We start from the raw sequence: 26168 nt of genomic DNA, 5'->3' as shown, positions 1-26168 counted from the left end.
CGGAACGATTGCAGGATGCTGTCGGTCTGGTACCGGATCCTGTCGGGACCATCCGGCAAATGCAATGCAAAACCGAACCCTGGATCGACCCAGAGACGCTCCACGCCTGCATTGGTCGCAAGATCGACACGCTCCCTGAAGAAGGTCAACTGATGATCGAAAATGTCTTCGGCCGGTGGCAGGTAGTCTGCCGAGCGCGAGTTTTCTCCGGGCGTGTAGCACAGGATGATGCCGGCCTGGTGCGACGCGATTGCCTCGTAAAAAGCGCTGTCATCGACACGTCCGGTCAGATTGATCACACCGGCACCGGCTTCCAGCAGCGCGACGCCGACTTCAGGGTGATAGGTTTCGACAGAGACCAGGATGTTCTCCTCCGCGAGCGCCGTGACGACCGGCCGCATGCGGTCGATCTGTCTCTCGATGGAGACGATGTCCGCCGTATCTCCGGTCGACTCCGCTCCGATATCAACCATCGCCGCCCCTTCGAGCGTCATCCGCCGGCCGCGGTAGAGCGCGGCCTCGAACGTGTGGCAAACGGTTTCCCGGTAGGTGCTGTCCGATGACAGGTTGAGCACTCCCATCTGGTATGTCCTGTCCTCGAAGCTGCGGCCGAATTTTGGAAACGCGAACGTTCTGACCGGGGTTTCGAGGGCCTCCCTGTACTTCAACCACAGCGGCAGGATACGATCAGCGGAAATCATGAGAAAGGCTCCAGGTATTTGGGAGGCTGAGGGAGAGGAACGGCGTGACTGCGAGGAAACTGCCGAGAAACGCGGGATCGTCAGGCACGTCTGCGCGTGATCCGGATGCCGACCGCGCCGGCGTCGTCAAAGATGTCGGGCTTCGTTACCTTCACCGTGACCCTCGCCGCAAGCGGATTGGACAGAACGAACTCGGCAATGGCCTCTGCCCAGTCTTCGACAAGGTCAACGTGGCCGCCGGAGCCGGCCTTTTCCTGGATAAAGAAAACGGTGTCTGCATAGGAAACGAACGTGCCCGTTTTCTGGACCGTTTCGCGATATCCGGCAATCGTTTCGATTTCAACGCTGAAACAGACAGACTGGCGCCGGCCCTTTTCACTGTCGAGAATGCCGATTTCGGCAGGTAACAGCAGATTTTCAATCAGGATCGTGTCAGGGCCGTCTTCAACCAGGGTGCGCGTAGCGTCCGTCGTTTCGCTCATCAAACATTTCGTCCTTCAGAATCTGTTTCAGGACATGGATGTAGCCGGAAGCTGGACAAGGTCAAGTGAGGTCAGGTGACGTGAAGCCCGGCCGCGTTCAATGACCGTCAAAATAGTCGACGGCCCTGAGCACGCCGCGAAGCTCCGAAAGCCCCCTCAAACGTCCGATGGCCGGGTATCCGGGTGTGGACGTTCCGGTCAGATCATTCAGGATCCGGTGTCCGTGATCGGGGCGCATGGGGATCTGTTTCTCCGAACCGGTTTCCATGCGACGCAGTTCGCGCACAATCGACACCATGTCGATGTCGCCGGCCAGATGGGCGTCTTCATAGAAACTGCGGGGATCGGCCTCGCGCCGCGTTGCCCGAAGATGGGCGAAGTGGATGCGATCGCCCAAGGCGCGCGCGATCGCAGGCAGGTCATTGTCCGGGTGAACGCCAAGCGACCCGGTGCAAAGCGTGAAGCCGTTCGAAGGCGACGCATTCATGGAGGCAATTTGTTCAAGATCCGCGAGCGTGCCTGCAATGCGCGGCAGTCCGAACAGGGACCGGGGTGGATCGTCCGGGTGGATCGCCAGGACCGCGCCCGCTTCCTCGGCAACCGGGACAACGATGTCGAGGAAATTTCGAAGGTTCTGAAAGAGCTCCTGCCGGCCAACACCGCGATAGGCTGCAAGCCGCTCCCGGAACGTCTCGAGCGTGTAACTTTCCTCAGACCCCGGCAATCCCGCGATGATGTTGGCTGTCAGCCGGTCGCGGTCCTCCTTGGATGCGGACGCCAGATAGGCTTCCGCCGCCGCGATGTCGCCGGCGCCGTAGTCCGCCGCGGCATTCTCTCTTTCAAGAATAAAGAGGTCGAAGGCCGCGTAGGCAGAAAACTCAAACCGGAGCGCAGTCGCGCCGTCGTCAAGCTCAAAGTCCAGATCGGTCCGTGTCCAGTCCAGAACCGGCATGAAATTGTAGCAGATGGTCTTCACGCCCTGATGCGCGAGCGCGCGTGCCGTCTCTGCCCAGTTGCGGGCCCACTGTTCCCAACCGGGCGCTCCGGTCTTGATGTCTTCATGAACCGGGATGCTCTCGGCAACCACCCAGCTCAAACCCGCCGCCTCGATCATGCGTTTGCGTGCGGCAATCTCCTCTTCCGGCCAGAAGGTCCCGTTGGGAATTTCATGGAGCGCCGTGACGATACCGGTAGCGCCTGTCTGGCGGACATCCTTGAGCGATACCGGATCCTGGGGCCCGAACCAACGCCAGCTTTCGATCATCGCCTTGCCTTTGCTTTTCTTGTTGTTCTCAAGGAGACGCCACCGCGGGCGTATAGAGGTAACCGTCGAATTCCGGATCTCCCACATCGGAGAGCTCGAGCAGCGTCAGGCGCACGTTTTCGAGATGCTGCCACATTGCGCTTCGTGCCTGTTCGGCATTGCGGTGCCGCAGCGCCTCCAGGATCACGGCGTGGTCGTCGAGCCACCTGGTCCTGTAGCTGATATCGAAAATCCGGTCATGCAGCCGCGCCCACATGGAGCTGTTTTCCCGCTTGGTCCACAGGTCGGCAACCTGGTCGACCAGGACGCTGTTCTGGGTGGCTTCGGCAATGAGCAGGTGAAACTGTTTGTCGGCGAAATAATCCTCGACCCCGTTTTCGATCGCCTTGCGCTCAAGTTCGAGGGTTTCGCGCAGCTTCAGGATGTCGTGCTTGGTGATCGTGGACGCTGCGAAGCCGGCGATGCTGCTTTCCAGCAGCTGGCGGGCCTGCAGCAATTCAAACGGACCGAAATCCGCTTTGTGCACATTCAGGGAAATCTTCTCTCCGGACGCGACGTAGCTGCCCGACCCCTTGCGCACATCCAGATAGCCCTCGATCTCCAGAACGATAAAGGCCTCACGCACGAGAGACCTGCTGATGCCCAGTTCGAGCGAAATCTGGCGCTCGGTCGGAAACTTGTCTCCCGGCCGATAGCCTTCATTGGTAATCCTTCGTGCAAGCAGCTCGGCTATTTCCTGGTAGCGACGTTTTCCATCCTCGCCGGTCATGAAGCCTTCCCTGCGTTCTTCTCTGCGGCGGCAATCTCGCGATAGTAGTCCGCCAGAATATGGAACGCTTTTTTTTTGGTTTTCTTGTTCGCGGCAATCAGCCCCTTATGGTTATAGCCATTCTGGAAGATGTTTCGCCGGCGTTCAACGCGAAAATCATAAAGGATCCACGGGGACATGCCCTTGACGTAGTCCAGTTCCCGCAAAACCGCGATCTGTTTGCGGTATACCTCGGCCATGTAGTCTTCGCTGAAAAGACCGCGCGCCGGTCCGTGTTCGCCGATGACCCCGTCGGCTCCGGTCTCCGTAATGACCACAGGTTTGCCCGGATCGGAGTTTCGGCCGATCGCAGCGAGGTCATCGAAATTCTCTTCGTACCAGCCGTAATATTCATTCAGGCCGATGATATCGATGTGGTCTGCCAGCCGGTCCTCGATCCGGTTCGCCGCGTGGTTGACGAGACAGGCGGCCGATGTCAGCCGCGTGGGATCGAGCTTTCTGGCGGTCACGGCAAGCGCGCGCATGAAGTCCAGCCTCGCGTCCGTATCCGGGTTTTCGTTGCCGACGGACCAGATGATCACACTGGCCCGGTTCCGGTCCCGCTTGATCAGCTCGGCAAGCTGGTTCTCCGCGTCCAGGAACGTCGCCGGATTGGCAAAGTCAATTGCCCAATAGACCGGGATCTCCTCCCACAGAAGAAAACCCAGTTCGTCCGCCAGACGCGCCGCGAGATCATCATGCGGGTAATGCGCAAGACGCAGAAAGTTGCAGCCAAGCTCCCGCGCATGTTCGAATCGGCGCCGCAAATCGGCTTCGTTTGTAACCTTGCCCAGCACGGCGTCATCCTCGTGCACGGATATTCCGCGCAAGAACAGAGGGGTGCCGTTCAGCACGATATCCGTGCCGTCCCGCTCGATCTGGCGGAAACCGACCCGGTCCGAAACGCGATCCTCGCCAAAGGAAAGGTCGGCGTCGTAAAGAACAGGATTGTCCGGGCTCCAGAGCTCCGGCGTCACGGATAACGCAATCCTGCCCTTGCCGTCACTCACAGGTATCGTTGTGTCAACGGACAGGCCCGGAATGGACAGCTCGGCAGCACCCGACGATGCGCCAGAGATTTCGATCTCCGCGCAGACTTTCGAGAAGGTGCCGTCGGGCACCAGATAAAGAAAGAAATCCTTGATCAGGGAACGCGGTGTTTCAAAGAAGCTTATGTCGCGGTAAAGGCCGCCATAGTTGAACCAATCCGTGTTGCGCATCGGCACCCGGTCACGGGTGCGGGTGTTGTTGACACAGGCCATGAGCCAATTGCGTCCGGGTCGCAGCAGGCCCGTCAGTTCCACGCAAAACGGCGTCGACGCGCCATAGTGATTGCCGACGAACTCTCCGTTCAGAAAGATCTTGCAGTCATAGCTGGCCGCGCCGAAACGAACAAATTGGCGCTTGCCGTCATCGACACTCTCCATGTCGAGCGGGCGGGTGTACCAGGCGCTGCCCTCAAAGAAATACCATTTTTCCTTCAGCATGGCCCAGTTGGAGGGAACCGGCACCGTCTCACCCATATAAGGGTCATAGTCCCAGGGCTCAGTCCGGTCCTCCGGTGCCTCCGGCAGCATGGCAAACCATTTCTGCCGAAGGCCCGTGTCCAGGAGATCCACGCAGAAGTTCCAATTGCCGTTGAGACTTTCAGATGCCCGCCCGCCCATGAAAATCAGGCCATTGTGGTTCAGGGACTGCGTGTTGAACGGAAGATCGTAATCCTCGTCATGCAGCGCCTGCAGCGCATTTTCGGCGAGTTTCGAGCGTTCGAGCATCTTTCCGGTCTCCGGCTGGACCTCAGCTTACTGCGGCGCGATCGCCTTGATGCGGCCGATCAGATCAGCAACGACCGGTGATTTTTCAGCCGCTTCCTCGTGCATCGGCAGGACCGCCTCGATAAATGGACCCTTCTCGACTTCGATGAACTTGACGCCGAGTTCGCTCTTGGCCGTTTCAACGGCTGCCGCGCTCATGGCATCCCACTGCTCCCGATGGAAGTCCATCGACTCGCGTGCCGCCTTCGTCAGGGCCGCCTTGTGATCGTCGGACAGCTCGTTCCAGCTCTTGGAAGAAATCATGACCACGGACGGGATCATGGTGTGACCGTCATCGGAATAGACCTTGGAAACCTCACCGTGGCGCGCGGACGTCAGGGCCATCGGATTGTTTTCGGCGCCGTCAACGACACCTTGCTGCAGCGCGGAGTAGAGTTCACCCCAGGCGATCGGGGTCGGGTTTCCGCCGAGCAGTTCCACCATGCGGATCGCGGACGGGCTGGGCTGGACGCGGATCTTCATGCCTTCAAGATCAGCCGGGGACCGGATTTCCTTGTTGGCATAGAACGAGCGCGCGCCTTCAATGTAAAACGCAATCCCGATAAAGCCCTTGTCCTCGGAGGCGGCCAGAATGTCCGATCCGATGTCGCCGCTCAAAACGTCGTAATAATGGTCGGCATCGACAAAGATGTAAGGCAGGTTGAGCGCGCCGTAGGATTCCTCGAACGCTTCGAGCTCTGACGCGTTCGACCGGGCCATGTCCAGCGATCCGTTCTGCATCAGCTCCATGGACTCACGCTGCGTGCCCAGCTGCGCATTGGCGTAGATGCGGATCTTGAGATCACCGCCCGTCGCTTCTTCAAGACGCTCGGCCATGAACTCCATGGACTTGTGAAGCGGGTGGTCTTCCGGGTTGTTGTGATTGAGACGCAAGGTCTTTGCACTGGCGGCGGTTCCAAGCGCAACCACGCCTGCAGCCAGCACGGCTGCGAGCTTTGCGAACTTCATCATGATTTCCTCCCAAATGCAGGCCGGGCAAATGAATTCACCTCAAAAAAGGCACCACACCGGCTGCGGTTTCGCAGTCCAGATCGCTGCGGATGGAGAATTGTTCGTCCAATTTTTAAAATCAGTCAACCTTTTTTGCAATATTGGTTGACCAATTTGAATTCTTGACGCATGTCTTACGCGGGAATGCACCGCCATCATGCGTATAAACGCATCGCGGGCCGGTCTGGGAGGACAAACGTGACGAGCATTACAAGAGGCGTGGACCTTGTCCTGCGCCTTGTCATCACCCTGGCATTCGCCGTTCTTGTCGCCTGCGTCATCTGGCAGGTCTTCTCGCGCTACGTGCTGGAAAGCCCGAGCACGGTCACGGACGAAATGGCGCGCTTCCTGTTCATCTGGGTCGCGCTTCTGGGCGGCGCCTACACACTGGGACAGCGCCGGCACCTGGCTATCGACCTGCTGCCGCAGATCACGCATGGCAACCTCAGGCTCGCCGTCAACGCCGGTATCATCATTGCCATCGCAACATTTGCTGCGCTGGTCATGATCTACGGCGGACTGGATCTGGTGAACCGGACGCTGGCAACCGGACAGGTTTCCCCCGCACTCAGACTGCCGATGGGTCTCGTCTATGTCGCCATCCCCTTTTCGGGGATCTGCATCTTCTACTACTGCCTGACCTTTCTTGCCGACCTTTTCCGAACCGGCAGGGGACCGAACGACCAGGCCGGCACGCCCAGGGCGGGCGGCCCGCTTGACTGACCGCGCAGGAAATTGAGGCTTTAAATGGATACTCAGTCTGTCCTCGTCCTGTTCGGGACATTTGCACTGCTCATGATACTCGGCGTGCCAATCGCCTTCTCGATCGGCCTGGCGGCGTTTGCCACTTTCCTGCTGTTCATGTCGTTCGACCAGTCGGTCTATATCGTTGCGCAGCAAGTTGCCTCCGGCCTCGACAGTTTCACACTGCTGGCCATCCCGTTCTTCATCCTGGCCGGGAACATCATGAACCGCGGCGGCATCGCGATACGCCTGATCGAGTTCGCAAAGGTTCTGGGCGGCCGCCTGCCCGGCGCACTGGCCCATTGCAACGTCATCGCGAACATGATGTTCGGTTCGATTTCCGGCTCTGCAGTTGCCTCCGCTGCCGCCGTCGGCGGCGTCATGGCCCCGCTGCAGATAAAAGAAGGCTACGATCCGGCCTACAGTGCAGCGGTCAACATCGCGTCCTGCCCGACGGGCCTGCTCATTCCGCCAAGCTCAACCTTCATCGTCTATTCGCTGATCACCAACGGCACCTCGGTCGCGGCCCTTTTCGTTGCCGGATACATTCCCGGAATCCTGATGGGCCTCAGCCTCATGGTTGTCGCAGGGATCATCGCAAAACGGCGTGGCTATCCCGTTGCCGAGCGCCCAAGCGGGTCGGAAGTCGTGAAAAAAGCGGCCGATGCCATGTTGCCGCTCGGCCTTATCGTCATCGTCATGGGTGGCATCATCGGTGGCATCTTCACGGCCACGGAAGCGTCCGCCGTTGCGGTCGTCTACACGCTTTTTCTTGCCCTGATCTGGTACCGCGAGATTACCTTGAAGGAACTCCCAGGCATCATCTTGGAAAGCGCGGTGACGACATCGATCGTGCTCCTGATGATTGGCTGTTCCATCGCCATGTCCAAGGCCATGGCTTTTGCGGATATTCCCTATTCGATCTCCGACGCGCTGTTGTCGTTGTCCGAAAACCCGATCGTGCTTCTGCTCATCATCAACATCGCTCTTCTCGTGGTCGGCACTTTCATGGACATGACGCCGGCGCTGCTGATCTTCACGCCGATCTTCCTCCCCGTGGTTGAAGACCTCGGCATGGATCCTGTACATTTCGGGGTGGTCATGACGTTCAACCTGTGTATCGGTATCTGCACACCACCGGTCGGTTCGGCGTTGTTCGTCGGCTGTTCGGTCGGTGGCGTCAAGATCGGCCAGGTCATCAAGCCGATGCTCGGATTTTACGCGGTCCTGGTATCGCTGCTATTGGTGATAACCTATTTCCCGGCGCTCAGCCTGTTCCTGCCGCGCGTCCTCCTCGGATACTAGAGCGGCCCAGAGACACAAGATGAAAGCACTCAAAGCCTGGCAATTGACCGCCCGCACAGAAACCGGCGTGCGCCTGCTTGTCGAAGACAGGCATCACCTCAACATTTCGGTGCTGGAAAACGATCTCATCCGGATCTCGCTTTTGAAGGACGGCAAGTATCGTCTCGACCGGACCTGGGCGATCGCTCCGGCGGGAGACGCGCCTTTCGAGGGCCGTAACCGGGATGATACGACCGGATTTTCGTGCCCCGAATTCCACCTGGACGAGCGCGAAGACGGTATAGCAATCGAAACCGGGACGCTTCGTCTCAAAATTGGTCGACCACTTGCCTTGACCTGGGAAGCGCGCTTCAAGGCGGCCGATCCATGGAGCGAAGTCGCCCGGGACAGGCCCCTGAATGCCTACATGCTCGGGCGCAAGGATCACCGGAACCAGCACCATCTTCTCCGGTTTGCTGACGAGACATTTTACGGTCTCGGTGAAAAGTCCGGAGCGCTGGACCGGTCCGGCCGGCGGTTCGAGATGCGCAACCTCGACGCCCTCGGCTATGACGCCAGAACAACGGACCCGCTCTACAAACACATTCCCTTCACGATCACCGACAAGGGCGCTCTCGGTACCTGTGGCCTCTTTTACGATACGCTGTCCTCCTGTTGGTTCGACCTCGGCAACGAAAGAGACAACTACCACCCGCCCTTCCGCGCTTTCCGGGCCGAAGATGGCGATCTGGATTACTATTTCAGCTGGGCGCCTTCCGTGCTCGACATCGTCAAACGTCACCATTGGCTGACCGGCGGCACGGCCTTCATGCCGCGATGGGGGCTGGGCTATTCCGGTTCCACCATGTCCTACACGGATTCGGAAAACGCACAGGAACGGCTTCTGACGTTTCTCGACAAACTCGATGCGGAAGACATGCCGTGCGACAGTTTCCAGCTCTCGTCCGGCTACACCGCGATCAAGGGCAGACGGTACGTCTTTAACTGGAACACCGACCGCTTTCCGGACGTGGAAGGCCTGACGTCGGCCTATGCCGAGGCGAAAATAAACCTGATCGCCAACATCAAACCCGTGCTTCTCGACGATCATCCGCTCTACGAACAGGCTGTCGACTCAGGCCTCTTCATCCTCGACAGTGAGAGCGGCAAACCCGAAAAGTCGCCTTTCTGGGACGGAACGGGGTCCCATCTCGATTTCACCAATCCGGCGACCATCCGCTGGTGGCAGGACAACGTGACCGCCAAGCTCCTCAATCGGGGCATCAAGAGCACCTGGAACGACAACAACGAATACGAAGTCTGGGATGATGATGCGATCTGCGCAGGCTTTGGCGCATCGATCCCGATCAGTCTGATCCGTCCCCTGCATAGCCAGTTGATGACCCGCGCCTCCTATGAAGCCCAGCAACGGGACCAGCCGGACAAACGGCCCTACCTGATTTCCCGCTGCGCCTCTCCAGGAACACAGCGTTATGCCCAGACCTGGACCGGCGACAATCATACGAGTTGGGATACGCTGCGGTGGAACATCCCCATGGGTCTCGGTCTCAGCCTCTCCGGCTTTTACAATGTCGGCCACGATGTCGGCGGTTTCGCCGGGCCGAGACCTGAGCCGGAACTGTTTCTGCGATGGGTCCAGAACGGCATCTTTCATCCCCGTTTCACCATCCATTCCTGGAATGATGACGGGACGGCCAACGAAGCCTGGATGTATCCGGAAATCACGCCGCTTGTCCGTGATGCGCTCAAACTGCGGGCTCAGCTCATTCCGTATCTCTACACCCTGCTTCACCAGGCGGTCACCGAAGGCGAACCCATATTGCGGCCGCTCTTCCTGGATCATCCGGACGACCCGAACTGCAGAACAGCGGAATTCGATTTCCTTCTTGGAAAGGACCTGCTGGTCGCGACGGTTGTCGAAGCGGGTGCCGAAACGAGACGCGTGACACTGCCCGCCAACGCGGATGGCTGGTGGTCCTTCGACGGTTCCACCTGGCACGCGGGCGGAGAGGTGCTGGAGGTTCCCGTCACGGACGAAACGATTCCGCTCTTCGTTCGCGGCGGTTCTGTTCTGCCGATAGCCGCGCCCAATCTCCGTTCCGATGCGGGTTCCGACACGGATCGGACCTGGCGCATCTACCCTCAGCCCGCACACCGTCCGTCACGCACGTCCCGCGCCTACGACGATGACGGGGTCTCTCGAGATGCCTTGAGTGACCGCCACTGTCTCACAACATTTGAACTGTCACGAAAAGACGGCATGCTGCATCTGGACTGGTCCAGGTCCGGCAGTTGGCACCCTGCCTATTCCGGCGCGCGGATCTGGCTTGCCGATCAATCTGACCTTATCGTGAATGGTCACGCCTGTTCTGCGGGCGACACTCTCAGTCTCAACGCGGCCCCGTAATACATGTCCGACACATCGTCACCCGTTCAAACCATCCCCTATGACCGCAGCGCCTTGCAGCCCAGGATTTTGCATCTGGGCTTTGGCGCCTTTGCTAAGGCGCACGTCATGGTGTTCCACGACCACATGCTGCGGCAGACATCCGGGGACTGGGGCGTCATTGCCGCCCGGCTTCACTCCGGTGCGGAAGAAATGACGCAACTGGATCAGGCAGGCGGTATTTTCACGGTTGGTGAAATGTCCGGCGAAGACATTCATTTGCTTGAAATCGGCTGCATCTCCGGGACTCTCCATGCCAAGCGAGACGGCCTGCCGGCGCTGCTGAGCCGGATCGCCGATCCAGGGCTTGCCGTGATCACACTTACAATCACCGAGAAGGGATACTGTCTTTCAGGCGGCACCCTCGATCTTGGCCACGAAGGGATTCAAGACGACCTGGCCAATCCCGACACGCCCCGGACCGCGATCGCGATCATAGCGAAAGGGCTCGCGCTGCGTATGGCGGCAGGCGCATCCGGACTGACCATTCTGTCCTGCGATAATCTTCCGGCCAACGGGCATCTTTGCCGCCGGGCGCTGCTCGATTATGCCGCGCAGCTTGATCCGAAGCTTAGGGAATGGATTGAGGACGAGTGCCGGTTCCCCTGTTCCATGGTCGACCGGATTACACCTGCCATGACCGAGGCATCACAGCAAAAACTTGAGGCGGCGCTTGGACGACCCGATCCCAACGGCATCCTGTGCGAACCTTTTCGCCAGTGGGTCATTGAGGACACGTTCGCGAGTGAGCGTCCGCAATGGGATCTTGCCGGAGCGCAATTCGTTGCGGACGTTGCGCCATTCGAAGAGATGAAGCTGCGCCTATTGAACGGATCGCATTCCTTCCTCGCTTATCTCGGCGCGCTGGCGGACAAAGAGACAATCGCGGACTGCATGAACGAGCCCGTTCTGAAAGCGGCTGCAAAGAAACTCATGCTCGACGAGCAGGCCCCAACGCTCAAGGTGCCGGAGGGTGTCGATATCGTGCGTTACGCGGATGACCTTATCGCGCGTTTCTCAAATCCGGCGCTTCGGCACAAAACAACGCAGATTGCGTCGGACGGCAGCCAGAAACTGCCGCAAAGACTGCTTGCCCCGATCAGGGATCACCTTCGCACCGGCCGCCCCTGGGCGCTGTCCGCTTTTGCGGTTGCCGGGTGGATGCACTATTGCCGCGGCACGTCGGAAACTGGAAACACCCTTCCGATCAATGATCCGCTCGCCGATCAGATCCGGTCGATTGCCGGACAATCCGATGGTGCCGACTACGTCGACAACCTTTTGTCGCTCAAGCCGGTTTTCGGTGAAGAGCTGCCGGCGTCGCCGGCCTTTGCGGACAGGATCCGGTCCGCGTACGATGCAATCGGCTCCCGAGGCGTGATCAACTCGATCGCCGCATCGCTCTGACGACAGGACGCAACACATGACCGCACCATTTCTCGGGCCGGACTATTTCCTCGACACGGCGACAAGCCGCCGCCTCTACCATGAGGTCGCCGCGCCCCTGCCGCTCGTTGATTTTCACAATCACCTGGACCCGGCCGCAATTGCCGACGACAAACACTGGACCTCCATCGGTGAAATCTGGCTGGAAGGTGATCACTACAAATGGCGCGCGATGCGCTGGAACGGCGTCGCGGAAGACCTGGTGACCGGCACCGCCGACTTCCGGGACAAATTCGACGCGTTCGCGCAGACGATCCCGCATTGCGTCGGCAATCCGCTCTACCATTGGACCCACCTGGAGCTGCGCCGTTATTTCGGCTGGGACGGCGTCTTCGGCCCGGATACGGCTGCGGAAGTCTGGGATGTTGCCAACGAGACGCTTTCGAAGCCAAGCCACGGCGCACGTGGACTGCTTCAGCAGATGAATGTCAGCTACGTCGGCACCACCGACGATCCGACCGACGACCTCGCTCATCACGCAACCGCGCAAGCCGATCCGGATCTGGGATTCAGGATCGCGCCAAGTTTTCGACCCGACAAAGCGCTGTCACCCTCAGCGCCCGGGTTTGCGGACTATTGCCGCAAGCTCTCGCAGGCGTCTGGCGTCACGATCACGCGATTTGACGATTTGATCCAGGCGCTCCTTGTCAGGCTGGATCACTTCATCACGTTCGGCTGCAAGGCCAGCGACCACGCGCTCAACACGCTCCCGCAATTCGAAATGCGCCCTGAAAGCAACCTCGACCAGATCCTCCGGCACGGCATCGACAGTGCGCTGGATTCCGCGCAAGACGAAGCGGATTTCAAAGCCGCAGTTCTGGTGGAACTCGGGCAAGCCTACCGGGAGCGCAACATCGTCATGCAGTTCCACATCGGGGCCTTGCGCAACAACAACAGCGGCCTCTTTGCCCGACTCGGACCTGATACGGGCGGCGATTCAATGTCTGACCAGTCGGTCGCGGGGCCGCTGAACCAACTGCTTGACCAAATCGACAGGCGCAAGGGCCTGCCCCGCACCATTCTCTATTGCCTCAACCCGGCCCTCAACGAAGTGATGGTGACAACGGCGGGCAATTTCCAGGACGGCTCGGAGCCGGGCAAGATCCAGTCGGGACCGGCATGGTGGTTCAACGACCAAATGGAAGGCATGGAACGGCACCTCAATCAGGTTGCGCAGATGGGGCTGCTGTCGCGTTTCATCGGCATGCTCACCGATTCGCGCTCGTTCCTCTCCTTCCCACGCCACGAATACTACCGGCGGCTGGTTTGCAGGATGGTTGGCAGATGGGTCGAAGACGGGAGCATGCCCGCCGACAAGAACCTGACAGACGGGCTCATTCGCAGGATTTGCCACGAAAATGCCCGCGACTGGTTTGTTGAATAAAAGCAGCGCGATACGTTGGCGTTGCAGGCGCGTATCTTCGCCGAAGGTCATCGTTGCTGGCATTCTTCCTTTACCCTATCATGCGTTCCGGAGACCCGGTCTGGAGGCGGATACGGGCAACGAGGGAGGAGAGCCTCGGCATGACAGTGACGCACGAGCCCTGGCTCGTTGCGCTTTCCCTGGTAATGGCCTTTCAGGGAAGCTTTGTTGGTTTGAGCCTGGCCGTTCAGGTCAGAAACGCGGTTGAACCGAGGCGGCGGCTGCTCCTTGTCGGAGCTGCGCTGACACTGGCTCTCGCCATCTGGTCGATGCATTTCGTTGGAATGCTCGCCGTGAAGTTTCCGCTCGGGGTCGATTTCCTCGTGCTACCGACGCTTCTGTCTTTTCTCGTGTGCGTGCTCGTGGTCGGCGTTGCGGTCTTCACCGCCAGCAATCGCCGGCTCACATCCATCAGGCTCGGGCTGGCGGCGTTCGTCATGGGCACCGGCATCTGCACGATGCATTACCTGGGCATGTATTCCCTGCACACCTCGCTGCAGATGGCGCACAATCCGACCTACGTCCTGGCGAGCTTCCTCATCGCATTCAATGCCGCAGGCCTGGCGCTCTGGCTGCTGTTCGGCCTCGGCAAGCGCCCTCCCCTGGTTGTTTCGGCAGCGGTGATGGCGCTTGCCATATCGGCGATGCACTACACCGCGATGACAGGGCTGACCTACGAACTGACGCAGAGCCCGGACCAGTTGTCCGCCCCTTCGTTGGGGCCGGGAACGCTTGCCATTTTCGTGTCTTGCGTCGCTTTCCTCGTGTCGGGTCTGTTCCTTCTGGCTCTTGTTCCAAGCGAGACTGCAACAACCGCACCCGAGAATTCGGACGAGGACCAGCCAGAAACGGAACCGGCACAGGTTTCGGAAAACGGGGAGGCTGACCTCCTCCAGGCGGCCGAAGACCTCTCACGCCGGCCTGCCGCGGGCCTGCAGGCGGTTGCGTCCAAACCGAGGGCGTCGGCTCCCGCTTCAAGACGCACACTTCCAATCGAACGCGACGGTCAGAAAACCCAGATCAGCGTTTCCGATATCTCTGCCATTCACGCGGATGCCCACTACACCAAACTTTACGATGGCGAACGGGAACACTTCTGTCCGCTGTCCATCAGCGAAGCCGAACAGCAACTGGATTCCAAGGTCTTCAAAAGGGTCCACCGCAGTCACATCGTGAATCTCTCCCGGGTCACCAGTTTCAAACGCTCCGGCGACGGGGGTGTGCTGGTGCTCGAGGGCAGCGACGGGCAGACGGTTCCCGTCAGCCGGTCCAGATGGAGCCGCATTCGCGAGAGACTGACGACCCTTTCAGACACCTCCGACCAGCAGGATCAGGCCGCCCCGGCACAGTGAGCCGAACGGGTCCGTACCCTAGTGTGTGCAGTGCAAAAAAATCGACTTTTTGCCGTCGTTCGTGCGAATTGCACGAAATGCGACTCATTCAGAGCCAAACCGGTCAGTCTAGTGCGAGCGCGAAATACGCACCGGTTTTTCAGAGACTTTCGTCCAAAACCCTCGATCCGGGACGCCTGCAACTCGTGAAATACGTCAGGCTTTCTGACGCATTTCATGCCCGAAGCAACCGCTGTCGATGTATTGCCCGCGGTCTTCCGTGAATGGCGCCTTGAGTGTGCGGTGCACCCTTTATCAACCTTGGGGCATGTGACATTCCGCCGCCCAGTCGTGGCGGTCTGTGATTTTGCCGCTTGAGTGACACTGGACGCGACAGGCACCAATCGGCGTTTGGTTCCGGATCTGTCCGGGACGGCGAATGGGAGGAGAGAGAACGTGATCCCCGGTGAATTCACCTATCACAGGCCATCATCTGTGGCCGAAGCCGTTGCCATCCTGGCAAGCCACGGCGATGAAGCCCGGCCATTATCCGGCGGCCATAGCCTGATCCCCATGATGAAACTCCGCATGGCGGCCCCGGAGCATCTTGTCGATCTCGCCGGCATTGCCGACCTGAAAGGCATCACAGAGGACAGCGCCACGATCACCATCGGCTGCATGACCACCCAGCACGAACTGATCCACTCGGACCTTCTGGCCGGCAAGCTGCCGATCATCAGGGAAACGAGCCTGCTGATCGCAGATCCGCAAATCCGCTACATGGGAACGCTCGGCGGCAATGTCGCCAATGGTGACCCGGGCAACGACATGCCGGGCCTGATGCAGTGCCTGAATGCCACGTACGTCCTGACCGGACCGGATGGCGACAGAGACGTTGCGGCGCGCGATTTCTACGAGGCCGCCTATTTCACGGCACTGGCGCCGGAGGAAATTCTCACTTCAGTCAAGATCCCCGTTCCCCCGGCCGGACATGGCTATGCTTACGAAAAGCTCAAGCGCAAAGTGGGTGACTACGCCACGGCGGCGGCAGCAGTTGTCCTCAGCATGAATGCTGGCACGGTGGCAAGCTGCTCCGTTGCTTTGACCAACGTCGCTGATACGCCGCTCTACGCAGCAGACGCCAGCGCGATCCTGACCGGGTCCACGCTTGACGAAGGCACCATTGCCCGAGCCGTTGCGGCTGCGGAAGCGATTACCGATCCGGCATCGGACGGACGCGGCCCCGCAGAATACCGCACCAAGATGGCCGGCATCATGATGCAGCGCGCGCTTGCCCGTGCTTCCGGGCGCGCCGGCGCCTGAGACCCCGACCGAGGAAAACCCAATGAGTGATATCGAACAGATCCCGGTCACCGTGACCGTCAACGGCAAGAAGGTGCAGCGTTTCGTGGAAGCGCGCACCCTGCTGATCCATTTCCTGCGTGAAGAACTGAACCTGACCGGCCCACATATCGGCTGCGAGACCTCGCATTGCGGCGCCTGCACCGTCGAGATGAACGGCATGTCGGTAAAGTCCTGCACGCTCTTCGCCGCCCAGGCAAACGGCGCGGAGCTGACAACAATCGAGGGCATGGCCAATCCCGACGGCACGCTGTCGGCCCTGCAGGAAGGCTTCCGTCAGATGCACGGCCTCCAGTGCGGCTTCTGCACGCCCGGCATGATTACACGCGCGCATACGCTCTTGAAGGAAAACCCGAATCCGACGGAAGAGGAAATCCGCATGGGGATCGCGGGGAACCTGTGTCGCTGCACCGGCTACCAGAACATCGTCAAGGCCATCCAGTATGCCGCCGAACAGCTCAACCAGCCTGAAACCCAGGAGGCTGCAGAATGAATGACATGACCCCGACACGGGAACAGCGCGAAGCCGCCCTGGAAGGCATGGGCTGCAAGCGCAAGCGCGTGGAAGATGTCCGCTTCACGCAGGGCAAGGGCCAGTATGTGGACGACCTGAAACTGCCGGGCATGGTGTTCGGCGATTTTGTCCGCTCCCCTTACCCGCACGCAAAGATCACCAAGATCGACGCCACCGAAGCCCTGAAAATCCCGGGCGTGATCGCGGTTCTGACCGCCGAAGATCTTAAGGGCGTCAATCTTGCATGGATGCCGACCCTGGCCGGTGACGTGCAGATGGTGCTGGCAGACGGCAAGGTTCTCTACCAGAACCAGGAAGTCGCCTTTGTCGTCGCTGAAGACCGCTACATCGCGGACGACGCCATCCAGCTGGTGGAAGTGGAATACGAAGAGCTGCCGGTTCTGGTCGACCCCTTCAAGTCCATGGAGCCGGATGCTCCGGTTCTGCGCCCGGATCTCGAAGGCAAGACGGAAGGTGCGCACGGTCCGCGCAAGCACCACAATCACATCTTCAACTGGGAAGTCGGCGACGAGGATGAAACCGCGAAGGCCTTTGCTGAAGCGGACGTGACCATCAACGAGATGATTTCCTATCACCGCACACACCCGTCGCCACTGGAAACCTGCCAGTGCGTCGCGTCGATGGACAAGGTGAAGGGTGAACTGACCGTCTGGGGCACGTTCCAGGCCCCGCACGTGATCCGTACGGTCGCCTCACTGCTGTCCACGATCCCGGAGCACAAAATCCACGTGATCGCGCCTGATATCGGCGGTGGCTTCGGCAACAAGGTGGGCGCCTATCCGGGTTACATCTGCTCGATCGTGGCGTCGATCGTCACCGGTGTCCCGGTGAAATGGGTCGAAGACCGGATGGAGAACCTCTCCACCACGTCCTTTGCCCGCGACTACCACATGACCACGGAAATCGCCGCCAAGAGCGATGGCACCGTGACCGGTCTGAAAGTGCACGTCCTCGCCGACCACGGCGGCTTTGATGCCTGTGCCGATCCGTCCAAATGGCCGGCGGGCTTCTTCAACATCGTGACGGGGTCCTATGACTTCCCGGCTGCTCACCTTTCAGTGGACGGTGTCTACACCAACAAGGCTCCGGGCGGCGTCGCCTACCGCTGCTCCTTCCGGGTCACGGAAGCCGCCTACTGTATCGAGCGGGCGATGGATATCCTGGCGCAGAAACTGGACATGGATCCGGCCGACTTGCGCATGAAGAACTTCGTCAAGGCGGACCAGTTCCCGTATCAGTCGGCACTCGGCTGGGAATATGACAGCGGCGACTATCACACCGCCATGCAAAAGGCGATGGACACCATCGGTTACCGTGAACTGCGCGCCGAACAGAAAGCCAAACAGGAAGCCTTCAAGCGCGGCGAGACCCGCGAGGTCATGGGAATCGGCGTGTCGTTCTTCACCGAGATCGTCGGTGCAGGCCCGTCCAAGAACTGTGACATTCTCGGTGTCGCCATGTTCGACAGTGCGGAAATCCGCGTTCATCCGACCGGGTCGGTGATCTCGCGCATGGGCACGAAGTCCCAGGGGCAGGGCCACGAAACCACCTGGGCCCAGATCATTGCAACAGAAATCGGCATCCCGGCCGCGGACATCATGGTCGAGGAGGGCAACACCGATACGGCGCCCTACGGTCTTGGCACCTACGGCTCCCGGTCGACACCTGTCGCCGGTGCCGCCATTGCGCTCGCAGCCCGCAAGATCCGCAACAAGGCCCAGATGATCGCAGCCCACATGCTGGAAGTGTCCGAATATGACCTTGAATGGGACATCGACGGTTTCCAGGTGAAAGGCAATCCGGAAGCGCGCAAGTCGATGAAGGAAATCGCATGGGCGGCCTATCATGCGCCGCCGCCGAACATGGAACCGGGTCTGGAAGCGGTCAGCTACTATGACCCGCCCAACATGACCTATCCGTTCGGCGCCTATTTCTGTGTCATGGACATCGACGTTGATACCGGCGTTGCCACGACGCGGCGCTTCTACGCACTGGACGACTGCGGTACTCGCATCAATCCGATGATCATCGAGGGCCAGGTCCATGGCGGCCTGACGGAAGCCTTCGCCATCGCGATGGGCCAGGAGATCCGGTACGACGAGACGGGCAACGTGCTCGGTGCCTCGTTCATGGATTTCTTCATTCCGACCGCGGTCGAGACCCCGCACTGGGAGACCGACCACACGGTGACACCGAGCCCGCATCATCCGATAGGGGCGAAGGGCGTCGGCGAGAGCCCGAACGTCGGCGGTGTTCCGGCGTTCTCGAACGCGGTCAATGATGCATTCCAGTTCCTCGGCAGCACCCACATCCAGATGCCCCACGATGCGTGGCGTATCTGGCAGGCTGCAAAAGACCTCGGCGCACACGGCTGAGTGAACAGGGCATCGCGGGACGGCACCCCCCTCACCACGCCTGATCCCGCGATGCCCTTTTTCCGTCATTCCATGGCTCAACCATGGGGTCCGGGCCAATGCGGTCCTGTCGCAAGGGCCTCGTCAAATTGCGCGGGAACGGACTGGATTGCCGGAAAAATCCGGAAATAACCAAGAAAACTCTTTCAGGTGACCAAGACAACTCGGATGACCAAGACAAGGGAACAATTGGCGCAGGCGCTCTCGGAAACCGGCTATGTCGCCGATGACGGGTTGGCGACCGCTTTGCTGCTGACGGACATGTTGAACCGGCCGCTTCTGCTGGAAGGCGAGGCAGGCGTGGGCAAGACAGAAGTCGCCAAGGCTCTCTCGCGGCTGGAGGACACCGACCTCATCCGACTGCAATGCTATGAAGGTCTTGATCGTTCCGATGCGATCTACGAGTGGAACTACCAGCGGCAGCTTCTCGCCATCAAGGCACGCGAAGGGTCCGGCGAGGCGGCGGATCAGGTGGAAGAAGCCGTCTTTTCAGAAAAATACCTGCTGGAACGCCCGCTGCTTGCCGCGATCCGCCAGGAAAAACCGCCGGTGCTGCTGATCGACGAGGTTGACCGGGCCGACGAGGAATTCGAAGCCTTTCTGCTGGAGATCCTGTCGGACTACCAGGTCTCCATCCCGGAACTTGGAACGGTTGAAGCGACCAGCATTCCGCGTGTCGTGCTGACGTCCAACGGCACGCGCGAGCTCTCCGACGCGCTGCGCCGCCGCTGTCTCTACCACTATGTCGACTACCCGACGCCGGACCGTGAAGCGCGCATCCTGCTTGCGCGCATTGACGGTCTCGATGCGGCGCTCGCGCTCCAGATCGCCGAACTCATGGGTAAATTGCGCAAGGAAGACCTGACGAAAGTGCCGGGCGTCGCAGAAACCATTGACTGGGCGGCCGCCCTGCTCGGGCTGGGGACCAAAAACCTCCACGAAAGCCGGGAACTTGTTTTCGATACCCTCGCCTGCGTCCTGAAAACCCGCGAAGACCAGTCCCGCGTCACGCAGGAAGTCACCGACCGCCTTCTGGGCAAGGTGGCGTGAACGATGGCCGCCGCCGCGACCTTCACGAGCAAAGAGATCGGGGCCGCCCTGAGGGTTCGTCTCGCCGGCTTCGTCCGGTCGCTCAGGGACAGCGGGTTCAAGGTTGGCCTCGCGGAATCGCAAGACGCCCTGCGGCTCCTGCAGACCCCGGCCGTGCGAAAGGCGCACACGCTCAAGCGTGCGTTCCGGTCCCTCTTTTGCGGCCGGCTGTCGGACTGGAAGGTGTTTGACGAGCTCTTCGACGCCCACTGGACAGGCAAAGGCGTCAAAGCCGGGGTCAAGGTCTCGGGCAGCAGTTCGAATAAGAGCATGAAGACGATCCGGGAGCTGATGGATGCCCAGGGCACGCGCCAGGACACGGTTGCAGGCGATGTCGAACGGCAACCGGGCGAGGAAGACGAAGACACCGACGACAGCCCATCCGGACGGCGGGAGGGGGCGAGCATTGCGGAAAATCTCGGCCAGGTTGACTTCCGCAAGATGCAGGACCCCGAAGCGACGGCAAAGGCGCATGAACTGGCGGAACGTCTCGCCCGAACCATGCGCGTGCGTCTAACGCGACGCGACAGGCAAAAACGCAAGGGGCCACGCCTGGACCTCCGCAAGACGATACGGCATTCAATCGCCCATGGCGGCACGCCGATCGAGCTGATACGCAAGGGACCGCGCCAAAGGCAATTGCGGCTGGTGATCCTGCTGGACGCTTCCGGATCGATGAGTAACTACACCGCTGTGTTCACCCGCTTCGTGCATGGCATGCTGGACAATTTCCGCGAAGCCGAAGCCTTTCTGTTTCACACCCGGCTCGTGCATGTCTCCTCCGCTCTGTCGGAACGTGACGCGGCACGGGCGCTCGACCGCATGGGACTGATGGCCCAGGGCGTTGGCGGCGGCACCAAGATCGGCGAAGCACTTGCCGAATTCAATCGCTGGCACGCGGCACGGGTGATCCACTCGCGCACCTGCGTGCTGATCCTGTCCGATGGGTACGACACTTGCGCACCGGGCGCTCTCGGCGAGGAAATGGCCAAGCTTCGGCGGCGCTGCAAACGCATCGTCTGGCTGAATCCACTGATTGGCTGGCAGGGGTATGAACCCACGGCCGGCGGCATGCAGGCCGCCCTGCCACATGTCGATCTGTTCGCGCCCGCGCACAATCTCGACAGTCTCGCCGCTCTCGAGCCCTATCTGGCGAAGTTGTGATCCCATGGGAGATGAAGACATGAAACACGCATCCATCCCCGGCCCACACGCAGGTGCAGCCGCTGAGCTGACCAGTGACCTCCAGCCGCTCATGAGCCGTCTGCAGGACGCCAGCGAACCCTTTGCGCTTGCGACGGTCGTCAGGACCATCTCGGTCACGGCCGCGAAAGCCGGGGCGAAGGCGATCATCGCCAGGGACGGCAGCATCGCGGGTGGCTGGATCGGCGGCGGCTGTGCGCGCTCTGCTGTTGTCAAAGCAGCCAGGGCGTCGCTGGAAGATGGCGAAACACGGCTGATCTCGATCCAGCCGGAAGACCTGTTGTCGGATCTCGGTGTCGAAGCAGGAGAGGAACGGGAAGGCGTCCAGTTCGCCAAAAATATGTGCCCGAGCCAGGGCACGATGGATATCTTCGTGGAACCGGTTCTGCCGCGTCCAAGCCTTGTCATCTGTGGCGCGAGCCCGGTCGCCTTCGCACTTTCCAAACAGGCACCCACCATCGGCTTCGATGTCACGATCTGCGCGCCGGTGGAGGACCATGCCTCCTTCCCGGATGCTGTCCGCCGGATCGAGGGCCTTGGTCCGGACGCAATCGGAAACGCGGATACCTATGTCATCGTCTCAACGCAGGGACGCGGCGACCTTGCCGCGCTGGAAAGCGCCCTGTCCGTACCCGTGAGGCATGTCGGCTTCGTCGGCAGCCGCCGCAAGATCAGCGCCCTGAAGTCGAAACTGCGGGAAAAGGGCGTCAGCGATCCGGAACTTGAGCGGATCGAAGGGCCAGCCGGCCTCGATCTCGGCGCGATCACACCGGAAGAAATCGCGCTCTCGATCCTCGCCGAACTCCTTGTGATCCGGCGCAGGGGCCAGCGCCAAACCAATGTCCAATACATCTGACATCTCAATCGGAGTACCCCACATGCAAATGAACGACAGCCAGCGGATCGAAGCCCCGAGACAGAAGGTCTGGGAGGCCCTGAACGATCCTGACGTGCTGAAAGCGTCGATCCCCGGCTGCGAGGAGCTGACAAAACACTCCGACACCGAGATGGAAGCAAAGGTCAAGCTCAAGGTCGGTCCCGTGAAGGCGACATTCGGCGGCAAGGTGACGCTGAACGATCTCGACCCGCCAAACGGTTACACAATCGAGGGCGAAGGCTCCGGCGGCGTCGCGGGCTTCGCACGAGGAGGCGCAAAGGTCCGGCTCGAAGAAGACGGACCGGACGCGACCATCCTTCACTATGACGTCGATGCCAAGGTCGGCGGCAAGCTTGCCCAGCTTGGTGCGCGCTTGATCGATTCGACCGCCAAGCGGCTTGCCGGTGAGTTCTTCACGGCCTTCGCCGAACAGGTCGCACCGAGCGCACCTCAGGAAGATGCTGCCGGTGAAGCTGGCGCGGCAGAGGCCACTGAACAGAAGAAGGGATGGCTTGGCGGTCTCTTCGGCGGAAAGAAAACGGAAGCGCAGACGGAAGAACCCGTCACCTGATCCTGACGGCGCCCGGGCTCACACTTGCCGGGGCGCCGCGTGTCCGAGGGAGGAACACATGCAATATCCGCAATCCAGAGGCACCGCCGCTCTGCGCGAAATCCGGCAGGACCCGTCGCTCATGCTCGCGCTTGCAACGGGAACCGTGCTGACCGCATTTCTGCTGACCGTTCACGCGTGCTGCATCGGTCTCGCAACACCTGATCATCTGGCCGCTCTGCTGCAGATCTGCTTGCCGCTCGGCTGACAAATCGCCTTCGATGGTGGTCACCCCGGACAGGCGAAGCGCTGTTCCGGGGCGACAGGTTGAAATAGAGCCGAAGGCAGCCAGTCAGACCCAATCAATACCGGGATCAGGCCGGGGCCTTGATTTTGCGCAGGTAGGGCAGGACCGCGTCGAACTCACCGAACTTGGCACGGGCATCATCGTCGTTCACGCTCGGCGGGATGATGACGTCTTCACCGACATTCCAGTTCGCCGGTGTTGCGACGCCCTTCGACGACATCTGCAGGGCGTCGAGGGCACGGATGACCTCGGCAAAGTTCCGGCCGACCGTCATCGGATAGGTCATGGACAGTTTCAGTTGCTTGTCCGGTCCAATGATGAACACCGAGCGGACGGTTGCGCTGTGCGCCGGGGTCCGGCCATCGGGAAGGTAGGCTTCTGCCGGCAGCATGTCGAACAGCTTGGACACCTTCAGACCTTCATCCGCGATGATCGGGAAGCCCGGGGTCGCGCCCGAGACCTTCTCGATATCGACTTTCCATTTCTTGTGATCTTCCGCATTATCGACGGACACGCCGATGACCTTGGTGCCGCGCTTTTCCCACTCATCCTTCAGTTGGCCGACGACACCGAACTCTGTGGTGCAGACCGGTGTGAAGTCTTTCGGGTGACTGAACAGAATGGCCCAGCTGTCACCGATCCACTCGTGGAAGCTGATCGGGCCCTGATCGGTCTCGGCGGTAAAATCCGGCACGGTGTCATTGATGCGAAGCGACATGGAAAGTTTCCTTTCGGATATTTGCGAAAGCGGCAAACAGCCTCCCGCTGTTTGCGATGCTTTAACTAAGTCTTCCGCGCCCGATGAGCAATGGCCTCATCCACGATTATCTTTTTCATGACGCGTCAGACCCGGGATCGAGCTTACCACGCTTACCAAAAATGGGAATGTCGACCCGAGTGCTGACTCGACGGTGTCATGCGCCCCATGTATCACTCAGCTTGTAGCCTTGCGGCCAGGGGTCGTCCGGGTCGAGCATGTGCTGGTGCGTACCGGTAATCCAGCCGCGCCCGCTGATCTGCGGCACGATCCCCGCCGTTTCTCCGACCGTCGCGGTGCCGAGGATCTTGCCGGTAAATCTCGAGCCGATGATCGAAAGCGCTTCAAACTCCTGTCCGACGCGCATCTGGCCCCGGGCCGCCATCAGTGCCATGCGCGCGGACACGGCAGTTCCGCAAGGCGAACGGTCCACCTTGCCGGGCTGGATCGCGATCGCCGAACGTCCCGTGAAGCCGTTTTCGGTCTCGCTCAGGGGGCCGCAGAATGCGCAGAAGGAGATGTGGTTCCAATCGGGGTTCTCTGGATGCAAAAACCCGAGCTGTTCGTTCGCCGCATTTGTGATTCGAACACCGAGCCTTGCGATGTCCGCCGCCTCGCTTTCGTTCATGGCAAGACCGAGTGCCGCTGCCTCCACGACCACGAAACTGTCGCCGCCGAAAGCCGTATCGACCGTCAGGGTTCCGATCCCCTCGACTTCAAGCGCGACATCCATCTTGTCCGCAAAGCTGGCGACATTCCGGACGTGGATCTTTTCCGCCTTGCCGTTTCTGCAATCGGCGGTCAGGTGCACCAGCCCTCCTGGCGCTTCGAGAAGAAGTTCGGTAACGGGCTCAGTCATGGGCAATATACCGCTGTCCAGGAGCACGGTCGCCACGCAAATGGAATTCGACCCGGACATCGGAGGCGTGTCTTCCGGTTCCATGATGATGAAGGCTGCATCGGCGTCCGGATGTTTCGGCGGCACAAGCAGATTGACATGACGGAACACGCCGCCGCGTGGTTCGTTCAGCACAAAGTTGCGCAGGGTCCGGTCGCCGGCAATGAAGCTGCGCTGCTCCCAGAGCGTATCGCCCGGAGGCGGTGCGACACCACCGACGATGACGTCACCGACCTCGCCCTCCGCATGGCAGGAAATCACGTGAATTGTTTTGCTGCTGCGCATCTTGATTGCCTCATGAATAGCGGGCGACGGGCTCACCGAGCGCATCGAAGATCGGTGTGACGCCAAGGCCTGGACGATCGGGTGCCGTCATCCGCCCGTTCACGCGCTTCGGCGCGCCTTTGGCGATATCCACGGTGCCGTAACTGTTGAAGTCGGTCGCCGAGAAGGTGAATTCCGCCGGAGTCGACCTTGCCAGGTGAGCGATGGCCGCCGTGGTGATATCACCGCCCCAGGTGTCTTCAATCGTCATGGGAATGCCGTGCGCGACGCACAGGTCCCGCATCAATTTTGCCCTGGTGAGCCCGCCGACCTTTGAAATCTTCAGGTTGATGCAATCCATGGCATCCTCCTCAAGGCTGCGCACGAGGATGTTCGGGCCATCGATGACTTCATCGAGCACAAACGGAAGACCCGTGCGCCTGCGGATCGAGAGACATTCCTCGTAGGTCATGCAGGGCTGCTCGATGTAGACGTCGAGCGAGGAAACAGCGCCAACCACACGGGCCGCCTCGTGGCGGGTCCAGCCGGTGTTGGCGTCCGTGACAAGCAGGTCCGAGGGTTTCAGAACGTCGCGTGTCGCATGAATGCGTTGAATGTCCTCATTGGCGTCACCCCCGACCTTCAGCTGAAACTTGGTGTAGCCTTCGGCGGCATACCCTTCGATTTTCCGCGCCATGACGTCAGGCGCTTCCTGACTGATCGCCCGGTAGAGCACGACATCGTCCTGCGCAGAACCGCCAAGCAAAGTGTAGACCGGCTGGCCCGTTGCCTGTCCGAGAAGATCCCAGCACGCGATGTCGACCGGTGCCTTGGCATAGGGATGCCCGCGGAGCGCGGCATCCATGGCACGGTTGATCGCGCCGATATTGAGCGGATCCTGGCCGATGAGTTGTGGCGCAAGTTCTTCCAGGCCAGCCCGGACCCCGCGTGCGTAGCTCGGCAGATAGGCCGAGCCGAGGGGGCAGCATTCGGCGTAGCCTTTCAGACCCTCGTCTGTCACGATCTCGACGACCGTGCTGTCAAACACCTCGACAAAGTTCCCGTTCGACCAGCTGTAGCGTCCCTCCTTCAGCGGCAAGTCGACCTGGAAGACATTGATCGCAGAAATTTTCATCA

23 protein-coding genes (1 of these 23 cut by a window edge) are annotated in these 26168 nt (G+C 60.4%); 14 read left to right on the top strand and 9 right to left on the bottom strand.

The genetic code is table 11. The features are described from left to right. The 6 genes from RDA78_RS10510 to RDA78_RS10485 form a co-directional block, all read right to left on the bottom strand. Positions 1 to 701, bottom strand: partial view of a dihydropteroate synthase gene (locus RDA78_RS10510; protein WP_434055266.1) — the 5' portion only. 184 nt of this gene lie to the left of the window's left edge; 701 of the gene's 885 nt are visible here — the first part of the coding sequence; its start codon is at positions 699 to 701; the stop codon falls past the left edge of the window. A gap of 80 nt (positions 702 to 781) precedes the next feature. After that, positions 782 to 1183 (bottom strand): dihydroneopterin aldolase, encoded by a 402-nt coding sequence (locus tag RDA78_RS10505; protein ID WP_434055265.1) that lies wholly within the window; start codon positions 1181 to 1183, stop codon positions 782 to 784. A gap of 97 nt (positions 1184 to 1280) precedes the next feature. Next, positions 1281 to 2447: a mannonate dehydratase gene (gene uxuA / locus RDA78_RS10500; RefSeq protein ID WP_434055264.1), complete on the bottom strand. Its 1167-nt coding sequence runs from the start codon at positions 2445 to 2447 to the stop codon at positions 1281 to 1283. A gap of 28 nt (positions 2448 to 2475) precedes the next feature. Further along, complete coding sequence (locus tag RDA78_RS10495) at positions 2476 to 3216, bottom strand: FCD domain-containing protein (RefSeq protein WP_434055263.1); 741 nt, start codon at positions 3214 to 3216, stop codon at positions 2476 to 2478. Next, positions 3213 to 5030, bottom strand: coding sequence for a glycoside hydrolase family 2 protein (locus RDA78_RS10490; RefSeq protein WP_434055262.1), 1818 nt, complete (start codon positions 5028 to 5030; stop codon positions 3213 to 3215). The genes RDA78_RS10495 and RDA78_RS10490 overlap by 4 nt, the downstream gene beginning before the upstream one ends. Positions 5031 to 5057: 27 nt before the next feature. Continuing rightward, entirely contained in the window at positions 5058 to 6041 is a 984-nt protein-coding gene (locus RDA78_RS10485; RefSeq protein ID WP_434055261.1) for a TRAP transporter substrate-binding protein, read from the bottom strand. A 237-nt stretch (positions 6042 to 6278) separates the two neighbouring features. On the opposite strand from RDA78_RS10485, the gene RDA78_RS10480 reads away from it, so the two are divergent. From RDA78_RS10480 to RDA78_RS10415, 14 genes are all read left to right on the top strand, one after another. Further along, the gene (locus RDA78_RS10480) at positions 6279 to 6803 is read left to right on the top strand and encodes a TRAP transporter small permease (RefSeq protein ID WP_434055260.1); all 525 of its coding nucleotides are present in this window, start codon (positions 6279 to 6281) and stop codon (positions 6801 to 6803) included. A gap of 24 nt (positions 6804 to 6827) precedes the next feature. After that, entirely contained in the window at positions 6828 to 8129 is a 1302-nt protein-coding gene (locus RDA78_RS10475; protein ID WP_434055259.1) for a TRAP transporter large permease, read from the top strand. Positions 8130 to 8148: 19 nt separating this feature from the next. Then, on the top strand, positions 8149 to 10536 hold the full coding sequence (locus RDA78_RS10470) for a TIM-barrel domain-containing protein (protein ID WP_434055258.1): 2388 nt from the start codon (positions 8149 to 8151) through the stop codon (positions 10534 to 10536). Positions 10537 to 10539: 3 nt separating this feature from the next. Further along, a complete protein-coding gene (locus RDA78_RS10465; protein WP_434055257.1) occupies positions 10540 to 11982 on the top strand; it encodes a mannitol dehydrogenase family protein in 1443 nt (480 codons plus the stop codon). A 16-nt stretch (positions 11983 to 11998) separates the two neighbouring features. Next, positions 11999 to 13405, top strand: a complete 1407-nt coding sequence (gene uxaC, locus RDA78_RS10460) for a glucuronate isomerase (RefSeq protein ID WP_434055256.1) — start codon at positions 11999 to 12001, stop codon at positions 13403 to 13405. A 140-nt stretch (positions 13406 to 13545) separates the two neighbouring features. Then, positions 13546 to 14796 carry an MHYT domain-containing protein gene (locus tag RDA78_RS10455; protein ID WP_434055255.1) on the top strand — a complete coding sequence of 417 codons (1251 nt, stop codon included), beginning with the start codon at positions 13546 to 13548 and terminating at the stop codon, positions 14794 to 14796. 435 nt (positions 14797 to 15231) lie between these two features. Next, complete coding sequence (locus RDA78_RS10450; RefSeq protein ID WP_434055254.1) at positions 15232 to 16098, top strand: FAD binding domain-containing protein; 867 nt, start codon at positions 15232 to 15234, stop codon at positions 16096 to 16098. A 22-nt stretch (positions 16099 to 16120) separates the two neighbouring features. Beyond that, positions 16121 to 16630 carry a (2Fe-2S)-binding protein gene (locus RDA78_RS10445; protein WP_434055253.1) on the top strand — a complete coding sequence of 170 codons (510 nt, stop codon included), beginning with the start codon at positions 16121 to 16123 and terminating at the stop codon, positions 16628 to 16630. After that, complete coding sequence (locus RDA78_RS10440; protein ID WP_434055252.1) at positions 16627 to 19047, top strand: aerobic carbon-monoxide dehydrogenase large subunit; 2421 nt, start codon at positions 16627 to 16629, stop codon at positions 19045 to 19047. The genes RDA78_RS10445 and RDA78_RS10440 overlap by 4 nt, the downstream gene beginning before the upstream one ends. A gap of 207 nt (positions 19048 to 19254) precedes the next feature. Further along, positions 19255 to 20136, top strand: coding sequence for an AAA family ATPase (locus RDA78_RS10435; RefSeq protein WP_434055251.1), 882 nt, complete (start codon positions 19255 to 19257; stop codon positions 20134 to 20136). A 3-nt stretch (positions 20137 to 20139) separates the two neighbouring features. Continuing rightward, complete coding sequence (locus RDA78_RS10430) at positions 20140 to 21339, top strand: vWA domain-containing protein (protein WP_434055250.1); 1200 nt, start codon at positions 20140 to 20142, stop codon at positions 21337 to 21339. A gap of 19 nt (positions 21340 to 21358) precedes the next feature. Continuing rightward, positions 21359 to 22234, top strand: coding sequence for an XdhC family protein (locus RDA78_RS10425; protein WP_434055249.1), 876 nt, complete (start codon positions 21359 to 21361; stop codon positions 22232 to 22234). Positions 22235 to 22256: 22 nt separating this feature from the next. After that, on the top strand, positions 22257 to 22826 hold the full coding sequence (locus RDA78_RS10420; RefSeq protein ID WP_434055248.1) for an SRPBCC family protein: 570 nt from the start codon (positions 22257 to 22259) through the stop codon (positions 22824 to 22826). A 58-nt stretch (positions 22827 to 22884) separates the two neighbouring features. Next, positions 22885 to 23073, top strand: coding sequence for a hypothetical protein (locus RDA78_RS10415; RefSeq protein ID WP_434055247.1), 189 nt, complete (start codon positions 22885 to 22887; stop codon positions 23071 to 23073). Positions 23074 to 23179: 106 nt separating this feature from the next. Here RDA78_RS10415 and RDA78_RS10410 read toward each other — a convergent pair whose 3' ends face one another. The 3 genes from RDA78_RS10410 to RDA78_RS10400 form a co-directional block, all read right to left on the bottom strand. Beyond that, positions 23180 to 23830 (bottom strand): peroxiredoxin, encoded by a 651-nt coding sequence (locus RDA78_RS10410; RefSeq protein ID WP_434055246.1) that lies wholly within the window; start codon positions 23828 to 23830, stop codon positions 23180 to 23182. A gap of 196 nt (positions 23831 to 24026) precedes the next feature. Beyond that, the gene (locus tag RDA78_RS10405; protein WP_434055245.1) at positions 24027 to 25052 is read right to left on the bottom strand and encodes a trans-3-hydroxy-L-proline dehydratase; all 1026 of its coding nucleotides are present in this window, start codon (positions 25050 to 25052) and stop codon (positions 24027 to 24029) included. Between the two features lie 10 nt (positions 25053 to 25062). Beyond that, positions 25063 to 26166, bottom strand: coding sequence for a cis-3-hydroxy-L-proline dehydratase (locus tag RDA78_RS10400; protein WP_434055244.1), 1104 nt, complete (start codon positions 26164 to 26166; stop codon positions 25063 to 25065). Between the last annotated feature and the right edge of the window lie 2 nt (positions 26167 to 26168).

This window comes from Roseibium sp. (assembly GCF_051016195.1).
Taxonomy (GTDB): domain Bacteria; phylum Pseudomonadota; class Alphaproteobacteria; order Rhizobiales; family Stappiaceae; genus Roseibium.
This window is presented reverse-complemented; position numbering and strand designations above follow the sequence as displayed.